Origin of the sequence: Rhodoferax sp., assembly GCF_023701345.1 — a bacterium.
In the GTDB taxonomy this organism is placed as follows: Bacteria; Pseudomonadota; Gammaproteobacteria; order Burkholderiales; family Burkholderiaceae_C; genus Rhodoferax.
The window spans coordinates 1-8,962 of record NZ_JAMPXE010000129.1 but is presented as its reverse complement, the minus strand read 5'-3'; the positions used below and the strand labels follow the sequence as shown (position 1 = coordinate 8,962).

Sequence of the window (8,962 nt, the reverse complement as noted above, 5' to 3'; positions counted from 1 at the left end):
GCCGCGTGCGCAATTCAATCAAGTCGTGCTGGTTAAACAGGGCAGGGCGCGGCCCCACAAAACTCATGTCGCCCACCAAAATGCTCCACAACTGCGGCAACTCGTCCAGGCTGCTTTTGCGCAAAAAGGAGCCAATGGGTGTCAGATGCGCCTTGGGGTCGGCCAGCAAGTGCGTGGCCACCGCAGGTGTGCCCACCCGCATGCTGCGGAATTTGGGCATTTTGAAAATGGTGTTGTTACGCCCCACCCGGTCAGACCAATACAGCGCCGGCCCTTTGGACGTCAAGCGCACCAACGCCGCAACCACCAGCACAGGCACCAGCAAAATACAGCCAGCCAAGGCCGCCAGCATCAAGTCAAATAGTCTTTTCATCCCGAATTCTGTATCTTGCATTCTGCAATTTGTCTTCTGTAGGTCAGACTTCAGTCTGACGTTCCCATCGCTCTTCGCAACCCCTCTTCAACAGACACAGGCGGCACCCACCCCAACAATTCCCGAGCCTTGGAAATATCCACCTGCAAATTCCCACAAAGCCTTTGCACCGCATCCCCCTTGCCCAACAACCTAGCTCCTGCCTGCAAAACCCAAACCGGCACCGGCAGCAAGCGCGCAGGCTCTCCGGCTGCACGCGCCATGCCACGCACCAGCTCGGCGGTGGACAGGTCTTGTCCATCACTCAACAAAAAAGTCTGGTTGGCCGCTTGAGGGTGGTTCATACAGGTCGCGATGAAATCGACCAGATTGTCCAGCGCCACCAGACTGCGCTGGTTGCGGATAGCGCCCAGGGGCAGCGGCCAACCGCGCTGAACCGCGTGCATAAGGGCCGCAAAATTGGCTTTGACCCCGGGGCCATAAACCAACGGCGGGCGGATGATGACCACTTCCATGCCGGTTTGTGTGGCTATGTCATGCAAACCCTGCTCGGCCTCATGCTTGCTCAAGCCGTAGGCATCTTGCGGATTCGGCGCATCGGACTCCGTGAACGGCCGACCTGGCTGCGTCAACTCGCCATTAACCTTGGCCGAACTGACAAAGACAAAACGCTTCACCCCGGCTACGGCAGCCTGGCGCGCCAGGTTCAGCGTGCCCTGCGTATTGACCTGGCGAAAAGCGGCCAGCGGATCGACTGCGCTGTCGTCCATCACATGGACACGCGCGGCCAGGTGAATGACAACGTCCACCTCGCGCACTGTCATGTCCGAGCGCGTGGCAGCCCGGACCAAGTGCCCGCGCCGGACTAATTCAGTGCTGAGCGCTTTGCCCACAAAACCGTTGGCACCGGTCAGCAAGCACCTCATGACCGCTCCAAACGGTGCACGCGCCAGCACACCGGTGACAAAAAGAAACGCATCATGCTTTTGAAATGCCAGCGCAGATAGGTCAAGCTGCGACGGCTGGTTCGCTGCGCGTGATGGGTTACCTTGGCCTGCGGATTAACCAGCACCTCATACCCCAGCAATCTCAAGCGTGCACAGAGGTCGACGTCTTCGTAATAGAGGAAGTAGCGCTCATCAAAGCCGCCCAGGAGCTCAAACACGGCGCGTGGAAACAGCATGCACATGCCGCCGACCCAATCCGGATGAAAAGGCGCGTTCCCAATCACATAGTCAGTGCCTTTGCAGCGGCCAAAAGCCTTGCACAGTATCGTTAGCGGGGTCGGAAAGCGCCGGGCACTGTCCTCGACCTCACCGTTTTCGCCCAATACCAGTGGCGCGACGAGGCCAATCGAGCTGTCAGCCAGACAGGCCAGCAAGGTCTCAAACGGATTACTGTCAAGGCGAATATCCGGGTTCATCACACAAAAGTAGCGCCCGCTTGCATGCCTGAAGGCCTGGTTATGGTTGGCACCAAAGCCCTTGGCCGAATCATTGCGAATCAGCTTGACCGGAAATGAAAAACCGTTCAATTCAAAGGGCAGGGTTTCCTCGAGATTGAGCGTGAGGATGACCTCAAGATGCGAGCCCGCACAGTGCGCGTCAAGATCCGCCAGCAGTTGTGTCACCAGCCCGATCTGCAGGTGGCTGACGACTGAAATGGAGATGTCGACAGTGTTTGAAGCAGCTATTTCTTCCATCGCAAATAGCTCCCATAAATAAGCAAGCGACGCACAAACTTCAGTACCGAATACAGCGTAAGACCAGCAAACTGGTAGCCCTTGATACATCCCCTGCGGTAGAGGCTCCGGTAGTTTGCCAGCTCGCCGCGCTCCATCAGCCAGAGCTGCGCGCTCAAGCCCTGCACGCCAAACTGAACCTTGTAAATTGCCGCCAGTTCGGCGCGAAGCCTCACCACACGTGCACCGCTAAACAGAATTTCCAGCCACAGTCGATGGTCTTCCATGTGCCGCTGTTGCACGTTGAAACGGGGCGTCACTTCGCGCCGAAGCATGACCGATGGTGTCACGAATCTGTTCGACAGCAACAAGGCCCATTTGGTGATGGTCTGCGCATCGTCCGGCACGACATTCCAGTCCGGCAAAACGCCTTGTGTCAGCAGCCGGTGCCCATGGCCACAAAGCGCAACATCCGGGTTGGCCTGCATATAAGCGTGTTGGATCTCAATTTTTTTTGGGTGCCAGGCGTCGTCTGAGTCCAGAAACGCGATGTACGGTTGACACGCCACAACCCATCCGGCGTTGCGCGCACTGGCGGCACCGGTGTTCTGGTCCTGCAAAACCAGCTTGATCCAGCCGTGCGGATATCTGCCGGCAAGCTCCTGCATCAACGCGCGGGTTCCGTCGGCACTGCCATCGTCGACCAGGATGACTTCCGCTGGCAAACTTGTCTGTGCCGCTATGGACGCCACAGCGCGCGCCAACGTTCTTGTACAACGGTAGCAGGGCATGACCACGGACACTGGCACGGTGGTGTTCATGCGTCCAGAAGTCCCTTGACGACGGCCTGCGCACGGCGCAATTCGCCCGTGAGTAAACGCTTGGCCAGCATCATGCCAAGCATCAGCGAAATGGAAGCCAAGGGCACGGGCGCGTAACGCCTGAGGAAACGCACGGCGGAACGGGTGAAGTACTCGTCCAGCAAGGGGTTGCCCTTGCCCAGACTGGCTGACTGCTTGTGCCAGACCCGCGAGTCTTCGGCCACCGCCAGTTGCCAACCACCCTTGCGCAAACGAAAACCCAGGTCGGTGTCTTCCCAATACATGAAAAACGCCGTCTGGTCGAACATGCCCACGGCTTCAAGAGCGGTACGACGCAACAGAACAGAAGCGCCCGATATGAAATCGAGCGGACCGGGTGCCGTCTGATGTCGAGATTGACCGCAACAGAGCCGCACTCTGCCACCCCCCCATAACTGAATCTGCTTTGGAGAATCCACTTCATACAAGACGGAACCGACCGAACCCAAGGCGTGGTTTTGCTCTGCAACATCGACCAGGGCCGACAGCGCATGCACATCGGCCGTGGAGTCGCTGTTGATCAGCCAGACATAGTCCGCACCATCCGCAAGCGCCCGTGTGATGCCCACGTTGCAGCCACCACCAAAACCCAGGTTGGCGCCGCTTTGCAGCAACTCGATCTCTGGCATGGTCGCCCTGATTTGCTTGACCGAATCATCGGTTGAATCGTTGTCAACGATCAGCACATTGAAGTTGGAGTAATCCTGAGCTTGCAAGGAGGCAAGGCAGGCCAGGGTGTCCGGCCAGCGGTTCCAGTTCAACACAACCACGGTAACGCGCTTCATGTTGTGCAGCCTGCGCGTGGCTTGAAAAGTAAGTTCGGCTGCAGCCATCTTCAGGCGCGCTGGAACAGGAAAAATGGCTCGCGCGGATTAACACCATAGACTGCAGGATCGATATCGATGAGTGCTGTCTCGTGACGCGCAACGCGCGATTCAAAACCAGCCGCAGCGAAGCGGTCAAATATGTCCTGGCCGTACAAACGAACGTGATCGTCCTGGCCATAAGCATGTTCGCGAGCGTCCCGGGAAACAATGCCGGCATCCTCAAAGGTGGTCTGCAGCATCGCGCTGTACGGCGTCTGCAATATCGCCCAACCACCGGGACGCAGCACACGGTGAATCTCAGACAATGCCTGCGCATCGTCGGCCACGTGCTCCAGCACATGGTTGGCTATGACCAGGTCAAAAGACGCGTTTGGAAATGACATGGCCAGCATGTCAACTTTTTGAATGTCTGCCGCAACAGGATACAAATCCGCCTTTATGTGTTCACTTGGACCGGCAGCAGCCACGAACACCGCAAACCAGCGCTCTGGCGCGAAATGCAGAACCCGGGCGCTTGCCATCAAGCGATCGACCTCCAATTTTTGACAGTAAAGCTTCAGGTGCCGCTCGCGGTCACTCGATTCGCACTTCGGACAGGAATAGTGGCGCAGATCACTGCCCACCACGTCCAGCTTGTAATTGACTGGCGGAATTGCGCTCGTGCCGCCGGTGAACGGTAAAAAAAACGGAGAATTCTGGTTGCAACAAACACAATGGCATGGGCCGGACAACACCAGTCGGCTGTAGCGCCTGACAAAACTCGCCCAAATTCGCTTCGCGAAAGGCAGTGTGTTGGATATCGACAGGTCAACGCTCATGCAGCACCCTTAAATCATTCTTTCCGGTCATTCGCTGAGTGCCTTTGCGCAGCACCAAAGCAGTGAGCGTTGTCACCGCCAGCAACACGCCCGGCAACAGCACGTTGATGCCGCTACCAAGACAGATCGCCCTGATTTTTTTTGCCCAGGCCCATCCCCACGCATAACGGCTCCTGGCCACGCACTGAACGGCAATGGCCTGCCAAAAATGCCGCAGAGCTTGGTGCCGTACCTCGCTGGAAACCGAGGGCTCGGTCAGCACTGAAGCCAAAGCCTCAAAATAAAGGTCCTGGACCAGGGTCGGCGTGGTTCGCACCATCGAGTGCTCGGAGCCGAGCCGGTAAACCACGTAGGCGGCATTGATCAGGCCAAGTTCGCCGAAGCGGGCAAAGTTCAAGTGAATTCGGTAATCGATAAACGGGCCCACGAACCCCAGGATCACGTCTTTATGGGTTGCACGGTACAGCAGCGAACTGTGGTTCAGGAAGTTACCTTTAGCAAGCAAAAACGCCAAATCGATCGGCTGCGAAATGGGAGAACTGAAGACGCCCATTACCTGCTGGTCGTCGCTGACGACGACCGCATTCGTGTAGCAGGCCACGCTATCAGGGTGGTCTTGCAGCCACGCCAGTTGCACGGCGAGCTTGCCCGGAAGCCAGAAATCATCGCCATCCAGGTGGGCAAGGTAGAGTCCGCGCGCCTCGCGGATCAGAAATTGGTAGTTGGCCGAAGGCCCCAGATTTTTCTCGTGCTTGAAATACCTGATTTTGCCTGGGTACAGTTCCATCAAGCTCGCGACAATGCGCGGCGTTTGCGGGCCGGTTCCATCGTCGCCGATCAGGATCTCAATGCTCGTGTCGGAAATTTGTGCGAGCGCACTGACCACGCAGTCCTTGATGTAGCGGTCCTGGTTGTAGGTCGTTATGCAGACAGAAACGGTTGGAGAACTCAATTAAACGATTCCCACAGGATTGAAGCGGTGTGCCAGAAGTTGGCGAACCTTGCTGCTGCTAAGGCTGGTGATGCCCAACAACAGCATGCCCAAACCGCAGAGTTGTATGGCGATAGCCGGCCGGCCAACAGGCCAGGACGCAGTATATTGCAGCAGCAGGGCTGCCAGCAGGGCCGGCACACTGGTCAAAAGCACGTCTTTCGTCACCCAGTGCCAATGCACACCAGGGGCAAAACGACGGTGCACAACGGGTATCCAAAGCAGGAAATAAGCAAGGTTCAAACCCAGCCAAACCCAGGCTGCGCCAAGCATGCCAAACTGCCATGTGGCCCCGATCAATGACGGGATGAGCAGCAGTACAAAAAGCACATTGCCGATCAGGTGCAACTTGAGTTCACCCTTGGCATATTGCAAATAATAGGGAAAGGCCGCGATCACCGAAACACCCGACCCAGCGGCGTAGAGCGCAAGCACCGGGGCTGCTGTTTCCACCAGCGCGGCGTCGCCGGTCCATGCCCAGAGCACTTGTCTAGAAAAGAGTGCCAGCACCAGAGCGGCCGGCACGGCCACCACGGCAACCAATTGCGTCGCATTGCGGTAAAGCAGCAGCAAACCCGCGTCATCCCCTGCGGCTGCCAGCTTGGTGAGTCGCGGCAACAGCGCGCCACTCACCGGGCCGCTGATGGCCAACACGCCACCGGCCACCAGCACCACCAGGGTGTAGTAGCCGTATTCGGTCAAGGGCAAGAGCTTGGACAAAATCAACTTGTCGGCCTGGGTGGCCAGGATCCAGACAAAGCTGGCAAAGGCAATGCTGAGCGAAAACTTCAGAACACCCCGCAGTGGCGCGTATTGCCATGGCCTGTGTTCGCCGGCCGCCAGGGCGGGCAGCAGGCGGTAGGTCTGCCACACGAGCACAGCCACTTCGAGCACGGCCAGCAGCAACTGGTAGCTGAAGAACAGCGTGACGCTGGTGCCGACGTAAATGAAGAGTGGTATGACCAACACAAAGCGGGCTGTTGCCAGCGCCATGTTGAAGCCGCCCAGCCAAACGAGGCGCTCGAAGCCGGTAATGGCACTGCGGTACAGGCCGCTGACCCATCGCAGCGCCACAATCATGGCTATCAAAATGATGGCGTTTTGAACTTCGACCAGCGGCAATTGCTGCACCTTCAGCCAACTGGTGGCAATTGTGCCGGAAGCGGCCATCAAGGCAACACAGCCGAGCACCGCGACTCCGACAAAAATGCCTTCCATCCCGCGCAGCAGGTGGCGCAGGCCTGAAGCGTCGCTGGCCCCGCCATTGAAGCGGGCGGTTTCACGTGCCATGGTGGGTGTGAGACCCATGTCCAACAACTGAAACCATCCCTGCAACATGGCAAAGAAACCCACCAGACCATAAGCCTCTGCGCCCATGTAACGCAGGTAGATCGGCACCATGACAATGCCAATCAGCGTGACATAGGCCTGGCTAAAGTAGTTGGCGAGAATATTTCGTCTCAACGACATCGGGCTGTTCCTAGCGAGCCTGATCCGCCAAGAACTGCTGTTCCAGTGCCAGCAAGTCGCGTTTGCGCTCGCTGATGCGTCGCGCCGGGTTGCCGGCATAAATGCCGAAGGCCCTGCAATCTTTGGTGACCAAACTCAAGGCCCCTATGGCCACGCCATCTTCCAGCGTGATGCCGGGCAAAAGGACGCTGCCGCTGCCCACGATGACGTGCCGACCCAAAAACACATCAGCGTGGGTAACGCCGGTGTATTGGCTGGGTACCGTGGGGTTGGTCATGGTGGCCCCGGAATAGTCGTCGCTGCTGGAATAGATGGAAACGCGCGACGAAAGGCCGGTGAAATCAGAGAGCGTGATCTTTCCCGCGCCAATCAAGGTCGACGCCACTGCAATGTGAACGTGTTGCCCGATCACGATGCCACCTGCACCTGCCGCCAGCACACAAAAATCATCTATGCGGACATGGTCACCCAACGAAATCCTGGCGTTGCCGTAAAAAGAAGCTCGGTCTGAAATCTGGACGTTGGCGCCAACGCTGGCAAAGCCCATTTGCGTGATTGCCTCCCGGCTCAGCATCGCCATGTCACCCCCCCTGAATGATGTCGATCACGCGCTGCTGTTCTTGCGGTTGCAGCGCCGGAAAAATCGGCAGGCACAGCACCTTGTCTGCGGCATCGGCTGCTACTGGCAGGTTGCTGCGCTGTGCAGAGGGCAGGCCGCGGTACATCGGAAAATCGGAAATCAATGGGTAGAAGTAGCGCCTTGCATAAATTCCGTGGGTTTTGAGTTTTTCATAGAGTGCGTCACGTCCCAACGGGTACTCCGGCTGCACCAGAACTGGAAAATAAGAGTAGTTGCGCACGGTTTCGCCGGCGTCATTCAGACAGCGTATGCCTTTAACACCGGCCAACTGTTGGCGGTAGGCGGCATCAATCTCCTGGCGCCGGTTGCGTACCGCGTCGATGTGTTGCAACTGCAACATGCCAAAAGCGGCGTTGATCTCGCTCATCTTGCCATTGATGCCGGGGGCAACCACCGTTACTTCATCGACAAAGCCAAAATTCTTCAGCTGGTCGATGCGCAGCTTGGTCTTGGCGTCGGGGCAGACGATGGCGCCGCCCTCAAAAGTATTGAATACCTTGGTGGCGTGAAAACTCAGCACCGACAGGTCCCCATGGTTAAGCACGCTGCCGCTTTTGTCCTGCACGCCAAAGGCGTGGGCCGCGTCGTAGATCACCCTGAGGTTGTACGTGTCGGCAATTTTCTGGATGGCTTTCACATCGCATGGGTGGCCGTACACATGCACGGGCATGATGGCTGTGGTCTGCGGGGTGATGGCAGCCTCAATGCGCGCGGGGTCGAGGTTGAGCGTGTCTGGGTCAACGTCCACAAACACCGGCTTGATGCCGTTCCAGAGCAGCGAATGGGCTGTGGCCACAAAAGAGTAGGGCGTTGTGATGACTTCACCGGTAATGCGCAGCGCCTGCAGGGCGGTTACCAGGGCAATGGTGCCGTTGGCGAACAGTGCCAGGTGCTTGACGCCCAGGTAGTCGCACAAAGCCTGTTCGAGCTGCTGGTGAAAAGGCCCGCCATTGGTCAGAATCTTGCGGTCCCAGATCTGCTGCAGGTAGGGGATGAAATCCTCCAGCGGCGGCAGATAGGGTTGGGTAACGTAGATAGGTCTGGTCATGGCAAATGAACTTGATGCTACCATGCCACTCCCCCTATGAAAGCAGGTCACCATGCGCTACGTGGACGGCAAACCGCACAGCATCGACACAACCCCACCGGCCGTTTTGTCGTGGGTGGCCCGCAAGGCGACTGCGGCTTGACCGGACGCAAGATCATTGTCGACACCTACGGTGGCGCCTGCCCGCACGGCGGTGGCGCCTTCAGCGGCAAGGACCCAACGAAAGTGGACCGTTCAGCCGCCTATGCCGCACG

At 57.9% G+C, this 8,962-nt stretch carries 10 protein-coding genes and 1 pseudogene; 1 reads left to right on the top strand and 10 read right to left on the bottom strand.

What is annotated here, in order from left to right:
• From NDI87_RS14585 to NDI87_RS14540, 10 genes are all read right to left on the bottom strand, one after another.
• On the bottom strand, positions 1-373 hold a 373-nt coding region (locus tag NDI87_RS14585), incomplete at its 3' end, for a sugar transferase (protein ID WP_296276141.1).
• Between the two features lie 50 nt (positions 374-423).
• Positions 424-1,299: an SDR family oxidoreductase gene (locus tag NDI87_RS14580; RefSeq protein ID WP_296276140.1), complete on the bottom strand. Its 876-nt coding sequence runs from the start codon at positions 1,297-1,299 to the stop codon at positions 424-426.
• On the bottom strand, positions 1,296-2,075 hold the full coding sequence (locus NDI87_RS14575) for a glycosyltransferase family 2 protein (protein ID WP_296276139.1): 780 nt from the start codon (positions 2,073-2,075) through the stop codon (positions 1,296-1,298). The genes NDI87_RS14580 and NDI87_RS14575 overlap by 4 nt, the downstream gene beginning before the upstream one ends.
• Positions 2,063-2,875, bottom strand: a complete 813-nt coding sequence (locus NDI87_RS14570) for a glycosyltransferase family 2 protein (RefSeq protein WP_296276138.1) — start codon at positions 2,873-2,875, stop codon at positions 2,063-2,065. The genes NDI87_RS14575 and NDI87_RS14570 overlap by 13 nt, the downstream gene beginning before the upstream one ends.
• Positions 2,872-3,699: a glycosyltransferase family 2 protein gene (locus NDI87_RS14565; protein ID WP_296276136.1), complete on the bottom strand. Its 828-nt coding sequence runs from the start codon at positions 3,697-3,699 to the stop codon at positions 2,872-2,874. The genes NDI87_RS14570 and NDI87_RS14565 overlap by 4 nt, the downstream gene beginning before the upstream one ends.
• A 50-nt stretch (positions 3,700-3,749) precedes the next feature.
• Positions 3,750-4,559, bottom strand: a complete 810-nt coding sequence (locus tag NDI87_RS14560) for a class I SAM-dependent methyltransferase (protein WP_296276135.1) — start codon at positions 4,557-4,559, stop codon at positions 3,750-3,752.
• Positions 4,549-5,511: a glycosyltransferase gene (locus NDI87_RS14555; RefSeq protein ID WP_296276134.1), complete on the bottom strand. Its 963-nt coding sequence runs from the start codon at positions 5,509-5,511 to the stop codon at positions 4,549-4,551. Before NDI87_RS14555 ends, NDI87_RS14560 begins: the two co-directional genes overlap by 11 nt.
• Complete coding sequence (locus tag NDI87_RS14550; RefSeq protein ID WP_296276133.1) at positions 5,512-7,020, bottom strand: oligosaccharide flippase family protein; 1,509 nt, start codon at positions 7,018-7,020, stop codon at positions 5,512-5,514. It abuts the gene before it with no gap.
• Between the two features lie 10 nt (positions 7,021-7,030).
• Positions 7,031-7,600 (bottom strand): acyltransferase, encoded by a 570-nt coding sequence (locus NDI87_RS14545; protein ID WP_296276131.1) that lies wholly within the window; start codon positions 7,598-7,600, stop codon positions 7,031-7,033.
• A 1-nt stretch (position 7,601) separates the two neighbouring features.
• Entirely contained in the window at positions 7,602-8,708 is a 1,107-nt protein-coding gene (locus NDI87_RS14540; protein ID WP_296276130.1) for a DegT/DnrJ/EryC1/StrS family aminotransferase, read from the bottom strand.
• A 43-nt stretch (positions 8,709-8,751) separates the two neighbouring features.
• Here NDI87_RS14540 and NDI87_RS14535 point away from each other — a divergent pair.
• A pseudogene (locus NDI87_RS14535) lies at positions 8,752-8,962 on the top strand (methionine adenosyltransferase domain-containing protein); the annotation flags it as partial.